This is a genomic window from Bradyrhizobium sp. Arg816 (assembly GCF_029989365.1).
Taxonomy (GTDB): Bacteria; Pseudomonadota; Alphaproteobacteria; order Rhizobiales; family Xanthobacteraceae; genus Bradyrhizobium.
Genome location: NZ_JAPRAQ010000008.1, coordinates 127,954 through 148,338 on the forward strand (window position 1 = coordinate 127,954; position 20,385 = coordinate 148,338).

15 protein-coding genes and 2 tRNA genes are annotated in these 20,385 nt (G+C 61.6%); 3 read left to right on the plus strand and 14 right to left on the minus strand.

Going from position 1 to position 20,385, the window contains the following annotated elements; all coding sequences use genetic code 11:
* Positions 1-140 precede the first annotated feature (140 nt).
* Positions 141-1,412 (plus strand): MFS transporter, encoded by a 1,272-nt coding sequence (locus tag OWC48_RS21030; RefSeq protein ID WP_282521674.1) that lies wholly within the window; start codon positions 141-143, stop codon positions 1,410-1,412.
* A 7-nt stretch (positions 1,413-1,419) separates the two neighbouring features.
* On the opposite strand, the gene OWC48_RS21035 is transcribed toward OWC48_RS21030, so the two are convergent.
* From OWC48_RS21035 to OWC48_RS21055, 5 genes are all read right to left on the minus strand, one after another.
* Positions 1,420-1,629 carry a hypothetical protein gene (locus OWC48_RS21035; RefSeq protein ID WP_282521675.1) on the minus strand — a complete coding sequence of 70 codons (210 nt, stop codon included), beginning with the start codon at positions 1,627-1,629 and terminating at the stop codon, positions 1,420-1,422.
* A 56-nt stretch (positions 1,630-1,685) separates the two neighbouring features.
* Positions 1,686-1,811, minus strand: a complete 126-nt coding sequence (locus tag OWC48_RS21040; protein ID WP_282521676.1) for a hypothetical protein — start codon at positions 1,809-1,811, stop codon at positions 1,686-1,688.
* Positions 1,812-1,885: 74 nt separating this feature from the next.
* On the minus strand, positions 1,886-2,467 hold the full coding sequence (locus OWC48_RS21045; RefSeq protein WP_282521677.1) for a molecular chaperone TorD family protein: 582 nt from the start codon (positions 2,465-2,467) through the stop codon (positions 1,886-1,888).
* Between the two features lie 66 nt (positions 2,468-2,533).
* Positions 2,534-3,169, minus strand: a complete 636-nt coding sequence (locus tag OWC48_RS21050) for a DUF3306 domain-containing protein (RefSeq protein ID WP_282521678.1) — start codon at positions 3,167-3,169, stop codon at positions 2,534-2,536.
* 20 nt (positions 3,170-3,189) lie between these two features.
* Positions 3,190-3,651, minus strand: a complete 462-nt coding sequence (locus tag OWC48_RS21055; protein ID WP_282521679.1) for a DUF3305 domain-containing protein — start codon at positions 3,649-3,651, stop codon at positions 3,190-3,192.
* A gap of 249 nt (positions 3,652-3,900) precedes the next feature.
* Here OWC48_RS21055 and OWC48_RS21060 point away from each other — a divergent pair, with 249 nt between their 5' ends.
* The gene (locus OWC48_RS21060; RefSeq protein WP_282521680.1) at positions 3,901-5,886 is read left to right on the plus strand and encodes a 4Fe-4S binding protein; all 1,986 of its coding nucleotides are present in this window, start codon (positions 3,901-3,903) and stop codon (positions 5,884-5,886) included.
* 35 nt (positions 5,887-5,921) lie between these two features.
* Here OWC48_RS21060 and OWC48_RS21065 read toward each other — a convergent pair whose 3' ends face one another.
* From OWC48_RS21065 to OWC48_RS21100, 8 genes are all read right to left on the minus strand, one after another.
* Positions 5,922-6,920, minus strand: coding sequence for a formate dehydrogenase subunit gamma (locus OWC48_RS21065; RefSeq protein ID WP_282521681.1), 999 nt, complete (start codon positions 6,918-6,920; stop codon positions 5,922-5,924).
* Between the two features lie 49 nt (positions 6,921-6,969).
* Positions 6,970-7,572, minus strand: coding sequence for a formate dehydrogenase FDH3 subunit beta (gene fdh3B / locus OWC48_RS21070; RefSeq protein ID WP_014490880.1), 603 nt, complete (start codon positions 7,570-7,572; stop codon positions 6,970-6,972).
* Positions 7,573-7,584: 12 nt separating this feature from the next.
* Positions 7,585-10,539 (minus strand): formate dehydrogenase subunit alpha, encoded by a 2,955-nt coding sequence (locus OWC48_RS21075; RefSeq protein ID WP_282521682.1) that lies wholly within the window; start codon positions 10,537-10,539, stop codon positions 7,585-7,587.
* 1,097 nt (positions 10,540-11,636) lie between these two features.
* Positions 11,637-11,909, minus strand: coding sequence for a hypothetical protein (locus OWC48_RS21080; protein ID WP_282521683.1), 273 nt, complete (start codon positions 11,907-11,909; stop codon positions 11,637-11,639).
* A 295-nt stretch (positions 11,910-12,204) separates the two neighbouring features.
* Positions 12,205-13,914, minus strand: coding sequence for an ATP-binding protein (locus OWC48_RS21085; RefSeq protein WP_282521684.1), 1,710 nt, complete (start codon positions 13,912-13,914; stop codon positions 12,205-12,207).
* Between the two features lie 155 nt (positions 13,915-14,069).
* A complete protein-coding gene (locus OWC48_RS21090; RefSeq protein WP_282521685.1) occupies positions 14,070-15,428 on the minus strand; it encodes an RNA-binding domain-containing protein in 1,359 nt (452 codons plus the stop codon).
* A gap of 620 nt (positions 15,429-16,048) precedes the next feature.
* Positions 16,049-16,136 (minus strand) — tRNA-Leu (locus tag OWC48_RS21095).
* 78 nt (positions 16,137-16,214) lie between these two features.
* Positions 16,215-18,254, minus strand: a complete 2,040-nt coding sequence (locus OWC48_RS21100; protein WP_282521686.1) for a TonB-dependent siderophore receptor — start codon at positions 18,252-18,254, stop codon at positions 16,215-16,217.
* A gap of 629 nt (positions 18,255-18,883) precedes the next feature.
* Between OWC48_RS21100 and OWC48_RS21105 the strand changes: the two genes are divergently transcribed.
* On the plus strand, positions 18,884-20,014 hold the full coding sequence (locus OWC48_RS21105) for a PepSY domain-containing protein (protein WP_282521687.1): 1,131 nt from the start codon (positions 18,884-18,886) through the stop codon (positions 20,012-20,014).
* A 189-nt stretch (positions 20,015-20,203) separates the two neighbouring features.
* Here the strand turns inward: OWC48_RS21105 and OWC48_RS21110 are convergent.
* Positions 20,204-20,290 (minus strand) — tRNA-Leu (locus OWC48_RS21110).
* Positions 20,291-20,385 lie beyond the last annotated feature (95 nt).

Consider the following 20,385-nt stretch of genomic DNA (forward strand, 5'->3'; position numbering starts at 1 on the left):
GTTGCATGGATCCCACAACCCGGCGCCAGCTTCATGGTCCGGCAGGGCTTTTGCCGCGCGCCCCGTGAAAATCCTCCCGGCCGACCCCATCTGCCAGTTTCGCGCGCTCGCTCGCCCCGCTCACAATGAAATCAGGTGTCATGACCGAACAGACGCTCGCTGCGCCTATCGACGACCAACAGGAACGCCAGCGCGGCTTTACGCGCTACCAGGCGCTCCTGATCGCGCTGCTCGCGTTTACGCAGTTCACGATCATTCTCGATTTCATCATCATGTCGCCGCTCGGCGCCATCCTGATGCCCGCGCTCGACATCACGGCCGGGCAATTCGGCGTCGCGGTGTCGGCCTACGCGTTCAGCGCGGGACTTTCGGGCATTTTGGCCGCCGGCTTTGCCGATCGCTTCGACCGCAAGCGCCTGCTGCTGTTCTTCTATGTCGGCTTCACGCTCGGGACCCTGCTCTGCGCCGCCGCGCAGACCTACCATGTGCTGCTGCTCGGCAGGATCGTGACCGGATTGTTCGGCGGCGTGATCGGCTCGGTCGTGCTGGCCATCATCACCGATTTGTTCGCGCTGCACCTGCGCGGCCGCGTGATGGGCTTCGTCCAGACGGCGTTCGCCGCGAGCCAGGTGCTCGGCATTCCCGCGGGCCTGTTTCTCGCCAATCACTGGAACTGGCATGTCTGCTTCATTGCGATCGTCGGCCTGTCGATCGTCGCGATCGCCATCATCGCCTTCGCGATGGAGCCGGTCGACGCGCATCTGAAACTGAAGCAGGACAGAAACCCGTTCCGCCACCTGATCGCGACCATCGGACAACCGCGCTATACGCTGGCCTTCGCCGTCACGACATTGCTGGCGACGGGCGGATACATGCTGATGCCGTTCTCCAGCGCCTTCACCGTGCATAATCTCGGCATCGACATCCTGCATCTGCCGACGATCTATCTCGTCTCCGGCCTGTTCAGCATCGTCACGGGGCCGCTGGTCGGCAGGGCCAGCGACGCGTTCGGCAAGTACCCGACCTTCGTCTTCGGCAGCGTGGTGTCTGTCATCATGGTGCTGATCTACACCCATCTCGGCCACGTCTCGCTCGCGACCGCGATCCTCGTCAACGTGCTGATGTTCGTCGGCATCTTCTCGCGCATGATCCCGTCGCAGGCGCTGATGTCGGCGATCCCCGACCCCAGCCAGCGCGGCTCGTTCAGCGCGGTCAGCGCGTCGCTTCAGCAGCTCTCCGGCGGGCTCGGTTCGGTCCTCGCCGCCGCCATCATCGCGCAACAACCGGATGGTTCGCTGCTCCATTTCGACCGTATCGGCTACGTCGTGGTCGCGTCGGCGATCGTCTCGCTGGTCGCGATGTACTTTGTGCAGAAGGCGGTGGCGGAACGGACCGGGAGACGGGTGGTCTGAGGGCCGGTTAGTGCTTTACCGTGGCCGGGAAAATGAGCGACTGATCGTCGATCTCCTGATCCGGAAGCTGATGGACGCCGGCCATGGCGTGCAGCTCGACCAAGGACGGCATGGCCGCGGCGGACAGCTCTATCGAGCGAGATTGCGTCCTGAAGATCAGGGCAGAACCGGCGATCAGAGCTGCAACGACGAAACAAGCGATCAGCGACCGGCGCATATGGCGTCTCCCACGTCTATGTGGAGAACAGAAAGCTTAACAAACAATAATGACCGCTAAACGCGGGCACTCGACTCGGCGAACGCCGTCGTCGCGGACTCCTGCACGAAACGATCAAGGATGCCGGCGGCACCGAGTGCGACAACAGCGGCGAACAGGCAGGCAATAATGAAAACGCGCATCCTGTTGATCCCTACCCCTATAACCTAGCACGCTCCCAAACGGATTGGTGCAGCGCCCGTACAAAACACCGTGTTCAACCCGGAAGCGCGAAGGCCTCCGTCTCGATATCGATAAACGTTCGTCCGAGCGCGCCAACGGCGTCATAGAAGTCTGCCGAACTGGCCCGCTCGAGATCGGCGAAAAAGTGCCTCATCCAGCGTGAGACATGCTGATCGAAGAAGAGGCGCTCGGCGCCCGCTGGCGCTGCAAGGCTCCCGCCGGCGAGGCCTGCCATGATCTCACAGAGAAATCCGGCGTGATCCTCGGGCTCCGTACGCTCCGGGGCCTGTTCGAGGCCGAGCCCCTCGAGAGTTTCCCGCAACCGCGCAAGTGGACGGCCATACAGGGTATCGGACAGGTAGTGTGACGCATAAGGCAGCAGTGTTCCCTTGCCCAACCCTGCAAAGAGGGCGAAGAACTCGCGCGATGTGGTCTGCTCATTTGTCCGGCGCGCCGCATCCGCCAGCGCCATGTGCGCCTTGCCCATCGCACTTGCATCGCCGCGCAATGCAGAGATCCGGTGCAGCAGCTGCGTGTCCGGGCTGCGCGTCAGCAACGTGGCCAATAGCGCATATTCCTGCGCCCGGGCGAGGTCGTACTCATCGACGATACGCACTGAAGCGGTCCTCGAGGCTAGATCCATCATTGTTCGATCGCGCAAGACATCTAATCCTGCCGGTTGCTAGCGTGGTAATGCGCTGCCATGACGTCGTGTTCGCTGGGAGGGCGGCTCTCCGACGGCAGGGCTGACGCACTGCATTCTCTCATTCCGGTCCTGGTCCGGTCGCGCCGCGGCATCATCGGGCAGCGATTGAGATGCCAATGTCGTCGGCTCGAGACCGGGCTGTTCGGCATCGGAACGCCTTTGCGGAATGAGCTCGCTTGGCGGCGGCGCGTCCGCAAACGCGTCTCCCACCTGCTCCAGCCCCTTCGACATCCGCGCGACGAGATCGGCGACGTTGTCTGCGGGATCGAGCGGGCCAAATCCGGGAATTGCGTTGGGATCGTTGAAATCCCACTGGTTCTCCGCAATCCCGACGAAGTCGCGGATCGCGGGGTCCGTTGCCCAGGCACGGCGCAATGCCAGGCGCGTCAGTTCGGCCGGAACGCCCGTCTGCAGGAACGCCGCAATGTCGGTGTGAGCGGCAATAGATTCGATCGACGGCAAACTGGCGGGATCGAAAGGCCGGTCGGTCCCGTCATTCGCCACGGACGGCTGAGCAGCCTGCTCACTGTCGGTCGGAGCAAGTTCAGCGTTTTGGCTTTTCGAGGCTTGCTTGAGCCGCGCCCAGCGAACGAAGACGTTAGTCTCTGACATCGATCTCTCTCATGCCGCTGCTAACGATTGCGCTGCCGTTTGACGAATGGTCGTTCGACATGATGCTCGGCGACGAACCGGCCGACGATCTCGGAGATGCCTGGTGGCATCGGCACGGCTTCGACCAGATTGCTGCCTGCATCGGTAAACGCCTCGCCCTCCGCCGGATCGGCCGTAACCGCGAGCAGCTCGTAGGGCGGCTCGGAACCGGTCGGACGCAAATTGACCCACAGCGTCGGCGAGCCTGACGTGAGATTTTCGCGATAGTTGGTGGTTTCGGTCCGGTGCAGCTCGATCACGGCATCACCTGCGTAGAACAACGTGACCTCGCCTTCGCCTCCAATCGGAGTCCAAGGCTCCGCGGTCGGCTCTCCCGCGAATACCGAGACGGGCCGCCACAGAAAATCGGCCCACGCACTTTTCGCCTTGCGCCGTTCGATTGCGACACCGACAGCAATGCGTGCAAGACTTGTCGATATCAATGTACCCTCTCGTGATCGAGACGTGGTTCCTGCTTCCGAAGCCAATCCAGCGACGCCTCGCGCTCGCGCCCCGCCGAGAGCGGTAATCGTGCGCTCATGATACGGGCGTCGTCTTTTCCGATATCCGGAGTATATACTTCGGGGGTGAACGGGCCAGTAGGTGGCCGCTCTATTTTGGGAGCGCGAGATATTGTGACCGTCATATCCGACACCGGCAGGCGCCTCCTGATCTGCTCATGCGAAGGGACGATGCCGCTCGATGCAGACGCAATTCGCCGCGGTTGCCGTGGTGAAGTGACGGCGGCGACGCAGCTCTGCGGCGCCGAACTCGGCCGATTCAAGGCTGTCGCCGCCGAAGATGGTCCGCTCACGGTGGCCTGCACGCAGCAGGCAGCACTGTTTTCGCAGGTTGCTTCCGAAAATAATCGTGCGAATTCGATACAGTTTGCCAACATCCGCGAGACCGCCGGATGGTCTGGCGATGCCGACCGCGCCGGACCGAAGATGGCCGCGCTGCTGGCCGCCGCGGCCGAAGTCACCGCACCCGCGCCGATGGTCCAGCTGGAAAGCAGCGGAGTCATCCTGATCTACGGCCGCGACGAGGCCGCGATCGAGGCCGGCGACTTGCTCAAGGAACATCTCGACGTCACCGTGCTGATTGCGCCGCCAGCCGCGATCGCACCGCCGCGTAGCGTTGATTTTCCGATCGCCAAGGGCCGGATAACGAGTGTCAAGGGACATCTGGGCGCGTTCGATGTGGTGGTCGACGATTTCGCCGAAGCCGCACCGTCCTCGCGTCGCGCCCTGACGTTTGGCAAGTCACGCAACAACGCCCGTTCGAGCTGCGACATCGTCCTCGACTTGACCGGCGGGCCTGCGCTGGTTCCTGCCGACTTGCGCGACGGTTACCTGCGCGCTGATCCCGGCAGTCCCGCAGCAATCCTCCAGGCCGTGCTGAAAGCGCGCGACCTCGTCGGGACCTTCGAGAAGCCACGCTACATCACCTTCGACGCCGGGCTTTGCGCGCATTCGCGCTCGAAGCGGACCGGTTGCACCCGCTGTCTCGATTCCTGTCCGGCCGGCGCGATCACACCTGCCGGCAATCATGTGGCGATCGACGCCAACATCTGCGCGGGCTGCGGCCAATGCGCGACGGCCTGTCCCACCGGCGCCGCGTCCTATGCGCTGCCGGCGGAAGACGCGCTGGTCAGAAAGCTGCGTGCCATGCTGCTCGCATACCGTCAGGCGGGCGGCGAGCGGGCAATTGTCCTCGTCCATGACGAAAGCCACGGCGCGCCGCTGATCGACGCGCTGTCGCGGTTCGGCGACGGCTTGCCCGCGAACGTGCTGCCGTTTGCGGTCAACGAGGTCACGCAAATCGGGTTGGAGAGCATCATCGCGGCTTTTGGCTATGGCGTGTCGGCGGTGCGTTTCCTGCTACGGGCCAAGCCGCGCCATGACGTCTCCGGATTGACGCGGACGGTCGCGCTCGCCGATCCGATCCTTGCCGGACTCGGCTTCGGCCAGGCCCGGCTTTCTGTCATCGCGACCGACGATCCGGACGGCCTGATCGAAGCGCTCCGCACCGCGCCGGCCGACGCGCCCACTCCGCGCCCTGCGAGCTTCCGCGCCGTGGGCGGCAAGCGCGACGTGCTGCGCTTTGCGCTGGCCGAACTGCATCGCGCGGCGCCTGCACCCGTCGATGTCATTCCGTTGCCCGAGGGCGCGCCGTTCGGGGCGGTCGAGATCGATACTGCGGGCTGCACGCTTTGCCTGTCTTGCGTGTCGGTGTGCCCGACGAGCGCGCTGCGCGACGACCCCGAGCGCCCGGCATTGCGTTTTGTCGAAGACTCCTGCGTCCAGTGCGGCCTGTGCCGGACGACGTGCCCGGAAAAAGTCATCACACTGGTTCCGCAGATCGACTTCCGTGCCAGCCGGGCGCCGACCCGGGTTCTCAAGGAAGAGGAGCCGTTTTGCTGCATCCGCTGCGGCAAGCCATTCGGCGTCAAGAGCAGCATCGAACGTGTGGTGGCGAAGCTCGAAGGCCAGCACTGGATGTATTCGGGCTCGGCGCAGCGGCTCGACGCCATCAAGATGTGCGGCGACTGCCGCGTCGGTTTCGTGGCCGAACAGGGCTTCGAATCTTATGGCGCACCGGGCCCAACCGTCCGCACCACCGACGATTACCTGCGTGACCGGAACGCGAAGAAAGACCCGGACGGCCGCTCCGGCTGAAATGCCCGGTTCAGGTTGGTGCGAGCGCCATCGCGCTATTCAGCCGGCGTGGCCGAGGCTTGCCGGCCTTCCGCTTCGAGCTTTTCGGCAAGCCAGCGGTCGTGATGCTCTCTCGCCCAATTGATATCGACCTCGCCCGTACCCATGGCTTCGAACGCGCCTTCCATGCCGAGCGTGCCGATATAGATGTGTCCCAGGATCAGCGCGATGAAAAGGATCGCGATGACGGCGTGGGCGACCTGGGCGATCTGCATGTCGGCAATGTTGGTCCCGTAGAAGGGAAACAGCAGCACGAATCCTGATGCCGATACCAGAAGGCCGGCTGCGACCGACAGCCAATAGACCATTTTCTCACCGAGATTGAAGCGGCCTGCAGGCGCATGTTTCGACTTGATGAAGCCGCCGCCCTGCTTGACCCAGTCAATATCGACTTGCTTGAACAGATTGTCCCTGAAGAAAAGCACCGTGATCAGAACGAGGCCCGCCACGAAGGCGAAGCTCGTGAAATTGTGCACGTACTTCGCGATCTGGGAGATGTCCGAGAATAGATCCGGGCCGACCAGGGGCCGCAGCAGGACCTTGCCGAAGGTGATGTTCAGGCCGGTCAATCCGAGCAGCACGAAGGAGACCGCTGTCAGCCAATGCGCGAACCGCTCGAAAGCCTTGAAGCGGACGATCGTCTGGCCGGAGCGCCCCGCTTCGATGCGAAGCCGCCCCATGATCAGATAGGCGAGCGCGAGCACTGCAAGCATGCCGACGATCACCACCGCCCCACCCCAGTGGAGCAGGACTTCGTGGAAATAATCCCAGGTCCGTCCCGCCGGCTGCATCAGCACGCTGGCTTTGACATCTGGGATGTCGATCCGGCCCTGGGTACGCGGCGCCTGCTCGAGAAGCGTCTTCTGATTGGTCACACTGGCGGTCGGATTGGGCGCCCCGTCGGGACCAAGCTTCTGGGCGAGCACCGGGGCTGTCGCGAGACCGAACAGCATCAACAACAGCGCTGCGAAGCGAATGCGTGCGAAAGCCGTCATGACGGATACCCAATCTTCGTCCCTGATCGTCGCGGTAAGCGCAGGTCCCCTACGACTTGACGTCCTCGTGATAGGCGGTTGTCCAGCCCCAGGCTCCGGAGCCATAGCCGCGCTTCTCGACGCGCTCCTCGTAGATCTGGGCGATGATGTCGCCATCGCCTGCGAGCAGCGACTTGGTCGAGCACATCTCGGCGCACATCGGCAGCTTGCCTTCGCCAAAGCGGTTCGAGCCGTATTTCGCATATTCCTCGGCGCTGCCCGGCGCCTCCGGCCCGCCGCCGCCCGCGCAATAGGTGCACTTGTCCATCTTGCCTCGCGAGCCGAAATTCCCGACCTGGGGATATTGCGGCGCTCCAAACGGACAGGCGTAGAAGCAATAGCCGCAGCCGATGCACAGATCCTTGTCGTGCAGGACGATGCCGTCTTCGGTCGGATAGATGCACTTGACCGGACACACCGACGCGCAAGGCGCATCGGTACAGTGCATGCAGGCCATCGACACCGACCGCTCGCCCGGCTTGCCGTCATTGATGGTGACGACGCGACGCCGATTGATGCCCCAAGGCACCTCGTTCTCGTTCTTGCAGGCGGTCACACAGGCATTGCAGTCGATGCAACGGTCCGCATCACACAGGAATTTCATGCGTGCCATCGGTCTAACCTCTCATGCGGCCCTGATCTGACACAGCGTGGCTTTCGGCTCCTGCATGCCGGTGGCAGGATCATAGCCATAGGTCGTCAGCGTGTTGACGCTCTCACCGAGCACGATGGGATCGGCTCCCGTCGGATATTTCGCCCGGAGATCGGCGCCTTCGTACCAGCCCGCGAAATGGAACGGCATCCAGGCAACGCCCTTGCCGACGCGTTCAGTCACCTGCGCCTTCATCCGGGCCCGCGAGCTGTTCTCTGCACCGGTCACCCAAACCCAGCCGCCATCGACGATGCCGCGCTCGGCTGCGTCCGCCGGGTTGATCTCGACGTACATGTGCTGCTTCAATTCGGCGAGCCATCGGTTGGACCGGGTTTCCTCGCCGCCGCCTTCGTATTCAACCAGACGGCCCGAGCTCAGGATCAGCGGAAACTGCTTCGAGATCGCGCGATCGACGGCGGCCTTCTGCACGGAGAAGCCGATATTGGGCACGCGGAATTGCTTCGCGTCCGGCAAGGTCGGATAGTCGGCGACGAGGTCGGGACGCGGCGTGTAGATCGGCTCGCGATGCACCGGAACCGGATCGGGAAGATTCCACGCGATCATGCGGGCCTTGGCGTTTCCGTAAGGCGAACAGCCGTGTTCGATCGCGACCCGCTGGATGCCGCCGGACAGATCGGTCGACCATGACACCTTGTCGGGATCGGCCGGATTGATGCGCTCGATCGTCTCGCGTTCTTGCGCAGTGAGGTCCTTGTCCCAGCCGAGTTTCTTCAGCACGCCAAGGGTGAACTCGGGATAACCGTCCTTGATCTCCGAACCGACGGAGTACGAGCCCTCGGCAAGAAGATTATCGTGATCTTCCCGCTCCACCTCCTGCCCGTTCTCCATCACCTTGCGCTTCACGACGCGCTCGACTCCGAACCGCGCGCGGAAGGTGCCGCCGCCCTCTTTCACCGGAAGATTCGTGTTGTAGAGGATCGGCGTGCCCGGATGCCTGTACTCGGGCGTACCCCAGCACGGCCAGGGCAGGCCGTAATAATCTCCACCGACCTCCGGATCGTCCTTCGGCGCCCGCAGCGTCACCAGATCGAACTTGTGCTGGTTTCTCATGTGGGCCTTGAGCCGCTCCGGCGACTGGCCGCAATAGCCGGTCGACCAGCCGCCGCGGTTGATCTCGCGCAGGATGTCGTCCGCCGAGACTGCGCCGTTCTCGACCTTGATGTTCTTGAACATCAGGTCGGCAAATCCGAACTTGCGGGCGAACAGGTACATGGTGTCGTAGTCGTTCTTCGATTCGAAGACCGGCTCGACGATCTTTTCGCCCCATTGCAGGGAGCGGTTCGAGTTGGTGCGCGAACCTTCCATCTCGAAGCTCGTGCAGGCCGGCAGGAGGTAGGTGCCGTTCTTGCGCTCCGACAGCACCGACCACGCGGTCGGATAGGGATCGCAGACCACCAGCAACTCCAGCTTCTCGATGCCCTTCACGGCCTCCGGCATCCGGGTGATGGTATTGACGCCATGCCCCATGATGAACATGGCCTGCACCGGATTGGGCTGACTGATCTGATTCTTCGGCAACAAGGTTGCATCGAACCAGCGCGTGCTGGGAATACCAGGGGTTTCCATCAGCTTCTTGTCGGGGAAGCGCGACTTCATCCAGTCGTAATCGACCTCCCATACCCGGCACCAATGCCGCCAGGCCTCCTCGGCAAGACCGTAATACAGCGGGAGCGAGGTGACATCGAGACCGAGATCGGTTGCACCTTGCACGTTGGTGTGGCCGCGGAAAATGTTGGCGCCTGCGCCGGGCAGCCCCATGTTGCCGGTGGCGAGCAGCAACAGGCAGCTGGCACGGACATTGGAGGTGCCGGTGGTGAATTGAGTTTGCCCCATCGCCCAAATCAGGGTGGACGGCCTTTGTTTGGCGAACAGTTCGGCGACGTGCTTGACCTGCGCCTCGGGTAGGCCGGTCACGCGCTCGACCTCCTTGGGCGGCCACTTCGCAACCTGCTTCCGGACCTCATCCAGGCCATAGACGCGCTGAGCGAGGAATTCCTTGTCCTCCCAGCCATTCTCGAAAATGTGCCACAGCATGCCGTAGATCGTGGCGATATGCGTGCCGGGGCGAACCCGGACATATTCGGTCGCGTGCGCAGCGGTCCGCGTCATCCGGGGATCGACCACGATCATGTTGGCGCGGTTGAGCTCCTTGCCTTCAAGAATGTGCTGCAGGGAAACCGGATGGGCCTCGGCGGGATTGCCACCCATCAACAGGATGGTCTTGGCGTTGCGGATGTCGTTGTAGCTGTTGGTCATCGCGCCGTAGCCCCAGGTATTGGCTACGCCGGTGACCGTCGTGGAGTGGCAGATCCGCGCCTGATGATCGGAATTATTGGTGCCCCAGAACGCAGCAAGCTTGCGATTGAGATAAGCGGCCTCGTTGGTGAACTTGGCGGAGCCAAGCCAATAGACCGAGTCGGGCCCCGCCTTCTGGCGGATATCCAGCAGCTTGTCGCCGATCTCGTCGATCGCCTTCTCCCAGGAGATGCGCGTCCACTGTCCGTTGACGAGCTTGACGGGGTAACGCAGGCGTCGTTCGTTCAACACGTCGTCGCGAACTGCCGCACCCTTGCAGCAATGCGAGCCGCGATTGATCGGACTGTCGTAGTCGGGCTCCTGCCCGATCCATACGCCGTTGGCGACCTTGGCGATCACCGAGCAGCCGACCGAGCAATGCGTGCAGACGTTCTTGCGGGTCGTGACCGTTGCGCCGACAGGCGGCGGCGGACCGGCTTCGGCCTTGCGCACGCTGTGCAGCGCGAGTTCACCCACCGCGGCCAATGCGCCGGCCGTGACTCCAGAGCGCTTCAGGAACGTCCGCCGGTCCAGTTTCGCCGATGCTTCGTCGGCCGCCGCATCGAAAAGCCTGGCACGCTCCGGACGACGCTCGGACTTCCTGATCAGCACGGAAGTCTCCTATCGAGCGGGATAGCTGTTGACGCGATAGAAATTCCTGACTTCCTGGGAGTCAGGTCGATAGCGAGCCTTCCGCTTCTGATCGAGATCAACAGGCTTTGCGGAAGCCGCCGCCGGCAACAATTGGCCGGCACCCAACGCACCGGCACCGACAATGGTCAGCCGAAGCAAGTCACGTCGAAGAAGCTTTGGCGCTTGATCATTCTTCAACGAAGCACACTCCCTGTCGGGGTCAGGCCTTTCCGAAGGCTATCCGAGTTTTGCGCCGGACATCAATCACAGACCTGCGTTGCATAATCTGCAGGAGCGGCCGTGCACGCAGCTTTGCGCTCGTGTTACCGCAACAAGCGGCCAATCGTCGTCAACATCATTGTTATCAGCCGTTCGGCTCAGCAGATTGTCGTGCGAATTGGAAACGGCGAAACATCGAGCAGATGATTGCCGGATGGGTGACGTCACACGCGGCGCGAGTGACGAACTCGCGATCGATACGAATGATACGTCGACATCGTGAGCGATCGCCGAAATCCGCGTCGGGTCGGCGGGGCCATTTTGGGCGAGACGCCGTGCCATGCGAAGGGGCGCTCCCCTCCCCGGTTGGCACTCAAAGTGACCGCCTGTCACCGGGCGTGATTTGAGAATCATCGGCATCGGGGCACGAGCCACGGCGCCCCCGATACAATTGCGCGTGCCGCGTGGGGGCGCATCTCGACGCGACCGACAAGGAGGTATCCGAAGTACGCGTCAGGTCCGTGATGGCAGGCGCCGACAATCCGGCCGGAATGCGCTGCAGGAATGACCGAGAGAGACCCATCCGGCGCATCGGCGGGGCCACAGCCCTTCGTTGCACGGCCAAGGGGCACGCAACACAAGGATGCGATTTATCTATCTGGAAATGCTGGATATCCAGAAAAGGCTGGTGCCCAGAAAAGGACTGGGTCGCCACCATCGCGAACAGCGGCATTTGCGGGCGTTTCGAGCCGACCGGCTGGGCCTTGTGTACCGGTGTTGTGTACCGGCTTCAAGACCCGAGTCGTCGGCATCGCCAAGGCCAGCCAGTCTCAGTCCAATCATCTCATCCCCACTGTCTATGGCCCTTCCTCCTTGGCGTTCCCAGCTGGTGTTTCAGGTACGATGACTTCCAGCTTCACGTCGAAAACGACATTCCCATATTCGTCCCGCTCGATTCTGATTTTATTGAATTCCAAAAGTTTGGACGCGAGTTCCTGAGCGATCCGCGCCGTGATCATTTCAGTGGCATCCTCGTCAGTGTAGCCGCCAAGTTTCATCAGCTTTCCATGGCTACGCAGAGGCTTGATACGATGTTCAGGGACTTCTCGGGTCGGCTTTTTTTCAGACATAGGATAACTCCGCTGCGGCTCTATGTGCCGGATGTTCTGATCGAAGTCGGGCCTTAATTTCTTCTGAGAAGTCGCCCCCCCGAGGCCTTCTTCCGCTCGTAGTATTCCCGACTCCGCTTGCGCTGGCAGACCAAGCATCTGTTGTGGCTATTCCAGGACGTAATTGTCTGGCACCTCGAGCAAAATCTCTTTGGCCGTTCCTTGGGCTGAAATGACACTAGATTCGTCGATAAGATCACATGAGTCAGGGAAGTCGCCGCCCGCCACCGTGAAAAGTGGCGAGCGGCGGGTGCTGTTAGTCGAGGAGAGCCGTGACGTTCATCGACAAGTACCGGCGGTACTGCTCGAACAGCCGCCCGGTCTCATCATCATCGTCTCCGGACATCGTGTACTCGCAATACCCGAGGACATAGAGCAGCTGCTGGATGGCAGTGGTCGCGCGCCGCGGGACCGCGCGCTTGCCGTTCCCTGCTCCAGATTCAATCCCAGCCGCCTCGAAGACAGTCTTAGCGAACGGGTGAGAGATGTTGACCTCAACAACCAGACCGCCAACCTCTCCGTCCATCAGCGGGCGGTACAGCACCCCGTCGGGCAGGCTATCAACGGCCCGCAGGTAAGGCGCAAAGCCCCGCTTCACGGCCGGCGGCGGCGTCTGTTCCGAAGGTTGGTCGGAGGCGGGGACATCTGCCTCGAGGGCGGGATCGTCCACGACGATCGGCTGCGTGGGCTTCGGAGGAGCGACGACCGGCCCACGCCGGGGAACACGAAGCTCGCCCTTCTTCTGGTTAACAGCTTCGATCAGCAGGTTGGCACGAGACCCGATGAGCCGATTTGACTCATTGAACAGGTCGTCGATCTCAACCTTCGTCGGGACATCCTTCTGACGCCAGAGCGCGTCCGCTGTACGGGCCGAGTCGCGGAACAAGTCCTTGAACTTGGCTTCCGCCTCGTCGTCGAGAACGATGGTGGATTTCGCAACGTCGACCTTGAAGTGTGTATCTGCCGAGCTATCGAACTCGATCTCCGCCCGGAAGGCGTTGAGATGGAAATCACGGCTGAACAGGCCGAAGGTCTCGCCGCTGCGTACCAAACGGCCGTTCCGGTAGACATACGCACCCTGGTGCTTCTGGTTGTAGCGATACCGCCGCACGAGTTCTTCCGGCTGGGAGTTCGGATGCGGCAGCGCGATGGCCGTGAAAAACGCCGAGGTGCCGTCGTCGAAGTCGATCTTCTCCCGGCGGTAAATCGACTGGGTGTCAGGATTCTCGCGATGGAGCGGATCGAACGGCTCCACCGGAATGTCGTCGATGTTGATGGACAAGCGGCGAATGCTGTCTGCGGTCGCAGAGAGGATCTTGCCGTAGGTCTCCCCTGCTTTGCGTACCAGGTTCGAGCGCAGCTTCGTCAGATCGCGGGTCTGAAGCTTCACAGCGCGCAGAACAACGACCGTCCCCTTTCCACCCGATTTGGTCGTCGGACCAGGAAGGGCGGCAAGCGCCACCTCAAAGAACTTGCGCTCCTCGGCTGTCGGCGCACGAGCTTCCTGCTCCCAGCGATCCGTGCGCTCGATCCGCCCCTGGTCGATAGAGCGGCGCTGGATCACACCAGTCTCGCTCCGGGTCAGGATCTCAATATTAGTGGCGAGCGCGAACCCGGCACCCTTCAGTCCCACACCGAACCGCGATAGCGAGGTCGACCGATAGAGATGTTCGGTGCGACTGCCTGCGCGAAGCACCTCGTCGATAATCGCATCCGCAATACCGCTTCCGTTGTCGGCGATGACAATCTGCTCGATGGTCTTGCCCTTCTTAGCGAAGGACACAGAAACGCCAGAAGCTCCGTTTTCGACGGAGTTGTCGACGATATCCATCGTCGCGGTCAGGGGATCGTAGGGGAATGCTGCGATCGCGTGGGCGATGCGACCAGCGGAGGGGTCTGTCTGGATGACAGATGCGTCCTGGCTGATTTTGGACACAGCAGCAGCCGTTGAGCGAATCGTGCTCATTTTCAGTTCCTTTCTCACCGGAGCACCTTGCGTGATCCGGATCATGTGACGCCGCTTGACACCTTGGGACGTTGCGTCCGAAAGCTACCGGCGACCGGAAACATAAGAGCGAGCCTGAATCCGGTCAAGGAGCGGCAGCGAAGATTTTAGCTGAACTACATCGCAAACGTATTTCGCGACATCTCCTTCAGCTCCTCCTCCACCAGCCGCTTAGGCAACTTAAAGAAGTCGAACAGCTCGTACAAAGGTGCGAGCATTGAGAAGATCACTTCGGGAAGAGCATCTGGAAGCGAAGACACCGCGACCGTAGCAGTGGCTTCATGCTGATCTTGGCTGGTGCTGCGCCCACCGAACATTATCCTACGAGTATTGCCATGGGAGACGAGAACCCGGCCAGCGAGCTTGGTCCACTTAGCCGCCAGGATGAGATTTGCATTCGCTCCATTGAGCGCACGGGCGATGTAGAGCGCCTGAAGGACCGCTTCGCCTAAGCGCCAAGTCGGCGTGGTAATGTCGAGGGATGTTCCAGGTTTGACGTCCTTCCATCCTCCATCTTCTGGATATCCTCGCCGCAAGAACAGCAAGCCCGCGGGCGAAATGCGCCAGAAGTCATGGTGGGCCGGCTTGTCGTAGGACCCGTCCGTGTCAGGCCCGACCCAGCACTCGATGGCTCCATCTACTGCAATAGGTCTGTAGGGATTTCGACTGAGATTCACGAAGGGTGGCCAGCCCGAATGGTTCCGGACCGCGAGGCGGATAGTGTCATTGAGGTCGGAAAGGGATTGACGATCAAAATCGCCGTCTATGGCAATCGATAGATCATAGTGACCATTCGGTAGTGTCGGCGGCACGCCCGGCGGCAGAGCAGCAACGCGGCCTTCCCAACGCACGATCGCCTTTGCTTGGAAATCCTGCAGCTGATCAAGCAGACTGGGTGTTGTAGGCCGGGCGCTTGGAATCACACCGGCCATGATTGAACGCATCGCGTCAAGCAGCTCCGCTTGTCGATTCTGGAGACACCGCTCAAAGAAGCGGTCCCATTCTTCCGCGCTCTTGGGCTCCTCGCCAGCAGGGCCAGGCCGACGAATATACACACGATGGGGTACAAGTTTCTTGCCGTCTGGTGAGCCCGCCTTGGCACGGATTGGCACCCTGTGGCCGCCGGGCACGACAATGACGGGATACTTGTCAGTTCCGCCGGTTCGAGACCGATGAAGCACGCGACACTGAACTCCAGGATCGATGTACTTAGCCACAACCGATTGGATGCTGTCCTGCGACCAAGCATCCAGGTTTGCGGGCCGACCAGCTGCCACGTTGAAAGTCCCGTCCGTCTGCTCTTCAAAGCCGACCACCACGACGCCCCCGCCATGATTTGCAAGGGCAATGATCTCTTTAGCTAAGAGGGCGCGGTGGTCATTGTCGGTCAGGTCGAGCCATTCCTTCACTTCTACGTCTAGGGTTTCTCGCGGCTCGTTAACGAGGTCATCCAGATCGGCGTTCGGGTCAGACATTGGCGCTCCGGTGGCAACGAATCGGTCGCAAATTCGAAGCTGGTATAGCGCGCATTACCCGCCAGTCGCCACCAGGGCGAGTACAACCCACAGTGATGCAAAGCGCGCGGAGCTACACTGAGCGCAGGTCGTGGCACTAAGCGGACACTAAATCGAATTGTCGCTTGGTCACAAAGCACACCGAAGCAGTCCTAGTCGGAAGCCCTAATTAATTTCCCCCAACATGCGTCCGATTGCAGTTGCTGCGTGGGGCCTTCCGCTTTCGCTACTATGGCCGGATCGCGCCAGCTCATCGGCGATAGCTCGGAGTGAACGGCGACCGCCCTTTGGGGTCTTTCGGCGCAACCGCTTGGCCAGGGCGATCATTTCCTCGCCGTGTTTCTCGTCGTCAATTTCGCGATAGCTCTTGCGGCCTTCAACCTTTACGCCAAGGGCGCGCTTCCGATCTCGCGCGGAGGACGTCGAGGGGTGTGCGCGTCCTGAAGCTGTAGAATGAAGAGTCGGTATCTTTCGAGAGGTAGGCCATTCGATAGTTCATACGCGCTGTGTCCCGGTCTTGTGTACCGGTTAGCGGCTCAAATTCCCTGCAAATGAGCGATTTCAACCACTTGGGTTGGGGGTGGTGCCCAGAAAAGGGCTCGCGCCTTCACGGCCGTTAAGCCACTGGCACCTGAAGCCAGCGCGTCTACCAATTCCACCAACCTGGGCATGCCGTTTGGGGCACGGAGGCGGTTACTACGGTTCGGTGACGCGCTTGGCGCAGGACGATGGCCCTTTCTGGCAGCGTCAGAAGTCAACCGTCATTGACAACCACAACGTACGCGGCATGCCGCTGATCACATAACCAGTCGGATTGCCGATCCAATAGCGTTTGTCGAAGAGGTTGGTGAGAGAAGCACGGAACGTGGTGGGTCGTCCCACCAGTTGGGTTGCGTAACGTGCACCAATGTCGAACGTCATCCAGGCCGGGACACTTTGGATGTTGTCAGCGCTGACATAGGCTTGGCTGGTGTAGATGGTACGCGCCGTCGTGGTCAGCCCGGGCAGGAACGGAGTGTCCCACTCGACACCGAGATTGCTCTGCCATTCCGGAGCACCGATGGCACGGTTGCCATCATGGAGGTGCCCTTCAGTCTTTGTCAGCCGCGCGTCGAGGTAAGTCACCCCTCCCAGGACGCGGATCCCGGGCCCGACTTCACCGAACGTATTGAACTCGATGCCACGGTTCCTTTGCTCGCCATCGAGGCTGAAGATCCTGGTAACCGGATCGGTCACGCCGTTCGGCAAGCTGATCTGGAATGCCGCGAGGCTCGCGCCGAAGCCTCCGAGATCAAGCTTGGTTCCGACTTCATACTGCTTTGTCTTGAAGGGCGCGAACACCGCATTGGTGTTGGCGGCGCCGGACGGCGGCGTTGGTCCAGGCGTGAGGCCTTCGATGTAGTTGGCGTAGAAGGACAGCTCCTTGATCGGCCGAACCACCAGGGCCACGGAAGGCGACGTGGCGCTCTGATCGTAGTGGGTCGTTTCCAGGCCGCTCACGGGGGCATAGCTGTTCGCGATGACCTGCTGCTGTCGCGCTCCGACGATCACCTGAAGCATCCCGTTCATCATCGAGAGCGTATCGGCGACGCCGACACTTCTCAGACCAAGGAAAGCCGACTTCCCCTCAGGGAATGAAGAAACCGGGGCGCCCGGACTCGCCAGCAGGGTCGGCGTGTAGATGTTGGTAAGATAGTTTCCGTAATTGGTCTGACCGAGCCGGTCAGTGCGGTTCATGGCGCTGCCGCTGACAACGACCTCATGACCAACCGGACCTGTGTCGAAACGCGCCCGCACGCCGGCTTCGCCCGATACGCCGTCGTTTTTGCCGGTCTGGAAGCGAGAGGTCGAGAGGGCATCGCCTGCTGTGTTTAGAATGGTGGCGCCGGGGGCTTCCTGCTTGTCGAAGGTGAATTGGTTGCCGCCGATTGCGCCGAACACGGTGACATTATTCGACACATCATATTCGGCGCGCGTAAGCCCGGTGAGACTCTTCGCGCGGGCATAGTCGAACGGCTGGGCAAGGTTGATGCGAGGGTCCGGAGCGTTCGGCACCGCGATGCCAGTGACGGGCGTGTAGCCACGAGCTGCCGCTTTCATCCAGTCGTCCTGATAGATGACATCGGCGGACCACCTGAAGCGCTCGCCCCGATAGTCAACGCCAAGCGAACCGACTCCGTCGCGTACCGACTGACGGTCGATCGTCGTATTGCCGCCATCGATCCCGCCGTTGAAACGAACGCCCCATTCCCGCTGTTCGCCGTAACGGCGCGCCACGTCGATTTCCGTGCCAAACCGCGCATTCGAGATGTAGCCGGCAGTCAGACGCGTCAGGTCCTCGTTTGCCCGTTTGGTCACGACATTGACGCTGCCGCCGATGCTGCCAGACGGAGCCATGCCATTGAGGAACGCCCCGGGCCCCTTGAGCAGCTCGATGCGCTCGATCGGCGCAGGGTTGATCCGGTAAGCCGGCACGAGGCCGTACAGCCCATTCAGCGCGATCTCGCCGTTCTCGACCCGGAAGCCGCGAATGGTCAGCGCGTCATAGCGATTGCTGCTACCGATCGCCGCCCGTACTGACGGATCGGAATTGGTCAGGACCTCGGCGACGCTCGTCGCCTGCTGATCGCGGATGGTCTTTTCCGTGTAGCTCGTGAGGCTATATGGCGTATCCATATAATCCCTGTTGCCGAGCAGGCCGACCTGTCCGCCCCGCGCGACTTGCCCTCCAACATACGGCACCGGCAACGCTGCCTGTTTTGCTCCAAGCGTGGCCGGCGCGCTCATCACCGGCGCGTTCTCACGTCGCTCTGCCCGCCGCGTCGTTGCAGAGCGCGATGTATTCGATGACCGCTGTTGCCGCGCGGGAGAGGCTCGCTGCTCGGGCGCAACGACGGTCACGGGAGGGAGTGACTGTCCGGACGTCGCCGATTGTTGGCGGCCCGACTGCTGTGCGACGGATGAGGTCGTGGTCAAAAATACTGACACGCACGCAAGCCCAAATGCGCGCGAGAAGGTCACGTCGTTAAGCATGCAGTCCCCGGAGTTTTCTTCTTGATGCCCCGTCCCAGACACGAATCGCTTGGGACGAGAGCGAATAAGCATTCGGGAAAATCCATGCCAACTAGAAGGCGTCTAAGCTTCCAGCTGATCCTGGCGCGCCGCTCTACGTTTCGATTTCACATCGCATCGATTGTTGGTAAGCGCGAAAGCCTTTTGCTGCCGCCCGAACGCACGATGCGAAAAACTTCGTAAGACCGCAACGCGCCGGATGTGATCGCGACGAGCCATGAGGCAGACCGCGCGAAACCACCGCGGTCAATTGTCACAGACGCGCAATTGCTGGGGACTCAAGACCCGACATGACATCGCTACTGGTAAATGCGTCGCGTACCGCCGCGCGGAAGCGACCCAACATGCGATCGCTGCGGACGTGGGCCGGCATCCACCGCTGGACGAGCATCATCTCGACGCTGTTCCTGCTGATCCTCTCCCTGACGGGCCTGCCGCTGATATTTCAAAAGGAGATCGACGAGGCGTTTGGTTCATCGGGAATGTTGGCCGAAGTCCCGGAAAGCAAGGGCGCGCCAACGCTTGATTCCATCGTCTCGGCAGCGCTGGCGAGACACCCCGGCGATACGATGATCTCACTCGAATTTGCAAAGCGGTGGCCAATCGTGGAGACGCGCTCGGCGCCGACCCCGGATGCCGGACCCACCCGGATACACCGCGAGGCGATCGACCTTCGCACCGGTGAGCTCACAACGATGCCGGAACGGCGTAGTCCCGTGATGCAATTCCTGCACACGCTGCACGCGGATTTGTATCTGGGGCTGCCCGGCGGCTTGTTCCTTGCCAGCATGGCACTCGTTGTCATCGCCTCTGTCGTCTCGGGCTTGATACTCTATCCGCCATTCGTCCGCCGATTTGGATTTGGCACGGTTCGCACGAACAAGAGCCGAAAAATATTCTGGCTCGACCTGCACAATCTGACGGGCATCATTACGATGGCATGGCTGCTCCTCGTTGCCACGACCGGAGCAATCAACACCCTGCATGGCCCCGTTTCCACTTCGGTAAGGACAGCCATGTCCGACGAGATTCGGCGGCGGGTCGTCGTGACACAAGCAGGGCGAATGGAAGAGGTCGATCGGCCCGGGTCAATCGAAGCTGCGGTTGCTGCTGCCCGCGGCAAGGTGCCGGCAGCGCGAGTGATGTCGTTGGTGTTCCCGAACGCTGAGATCAGTCCGTCCAACCACTACGTGGTTCTGATGAAGGACGGACAAATGATGACACAGGAGCTCTTCTACGCGGTGCTCATCGACGCCCATACCGGTGGCGTGTCGGACGTATTCGAGCCGACGGGTGTCACGAAGGCGCTGCTTATCGCCGAGCCGTTGCATTTTCCGACGACGTTTCCCGGTCTGGCGCCCAAGCTCGTCTGGGCGTTTTTCGACATCGTGACGATCACGGTGCTGGTGAGCGGTTTGTATTTGTGGGCCAGCAAACCGGGCGGTCGCATCCAGCGCAAACGCTCTGCGAAATAGGAGGCGCCGGTGCCGACACGGCGAGCGTATTCTTGCAAGCCAAGAACCCGCGGCCGCCATCCTCGCCAGGAGGGAGCGGATGGGCTGAGCGCGCTCGCCGGGGAGACAAAACCACCCGTGGCCAAGGCAGCCGTCCAAGCACGCGGATGGGGCTCAACTAGCTGGAATTGCTCATTTTCCAGAATCGTATGGTGCCCAGGAAAGGACTCGAACCTTCACGGCCGTTAAGCCACTGGCACCTGAAGCCAGCGCGTCTACCAATTCCACCACCTGGGCATGCCGTTTGGGGCACGGAGGCGGTTACTACGGTTCGGTGACGCGGTTGTCAAATGCTGCTTGGCACCTGCGCGGGGATGCGGATTGCGCATCGC

Excerpts from the sequence above, each read along its gene's own strand:
- OWC48_RS21030 (WP_282521674.1), top strand. The coding sequence starts at position 141 with ATGACCGAACAGACGCTCGCTGCGCCTATCGACGACCAACAGGAACGC.
- OWC48_RS21035 (WP_282521675.1), bottom strand. The coding sequence starts at position 1,629 with ATGCGCCGGTCGCTGATCGCTTGTTTCGTCGTTGCAGCTCTGATCGCC.
- OWC48_RS21040 (WP_282521676.1), bottom strand. The coding sequence starts at position 1,811 with ATGCGCGTTTTCATTATTGCCTGCCTGTTCGCCGCTGTTGTCGCACTC.
- OWC48_RS21050 (WP_282521678.1), bottom strand. The coding sequence starts at position 3,169 with ATGTCAGAGACTAACGTCTTCGTTCGCTGGGCGCGGCTCAAGCAAGCC.
- OWC48_RS21060 (WP_282521680.1), top strand. The coding sequence starts at position 3,901 with ATGCCGCTCGATGCAGACGCAATTCGCCGCGGTTGCCGTGGTGAAGTG.
- OWC48_RS21065 (WP_282521681.1), bottom strand. The coding sequence starts at position 6,920 with ATGACGGCTTTCGCACGCATTCGCTTCGCAGCGCTGTTGTTGATGCTG.
- fdh3B (WP_014490880.1), bottom strand. The coding sequence starts at position 7,572 with ATGGCACGCATGAAATTCCTGTGTGATGCGGACCGTTGCATCGACTGC.
- OWC48_RS21080 (WP_282521683.1), bottom strand. The coding sequence starts at position 11,909 with ATGTCTGAAAAAAAGCCGACCCGAGAAGTCCCTGAACATCGTATCAAG.
- OWC48_RS21085 (WP_282521684.1), bottom strand. The coding sequence starts at position 13,914 with ATGAGCACGATTCGCTCAACGGCTGCTGCTGTGTCCAAAATCAGCCAG.
- OWC48_RS21090 (WP_282521685.1), bottom strand. The coding sequence starts at position 15,428 with ATGTCTGACCCGAACGCCGATCTGGATGACCTCGTTAACGAGCCGCGA.
- OWC48_RS21100 (WP_282521686.1), bottom strand. The coding sequence starts at position 18,254 with ATGAGCGCGCCGGCCACGCTTGGAGCAAAACAGGCAGCGTTGCCGGTG.
- OWC48_RS21105 (WP_282521687.1), top strand. The coding sequence starts at position 18,884 with ATGCGATCGCTGCGGACGTGGGCCGGCATCCACCGCTGGACGAGCATC.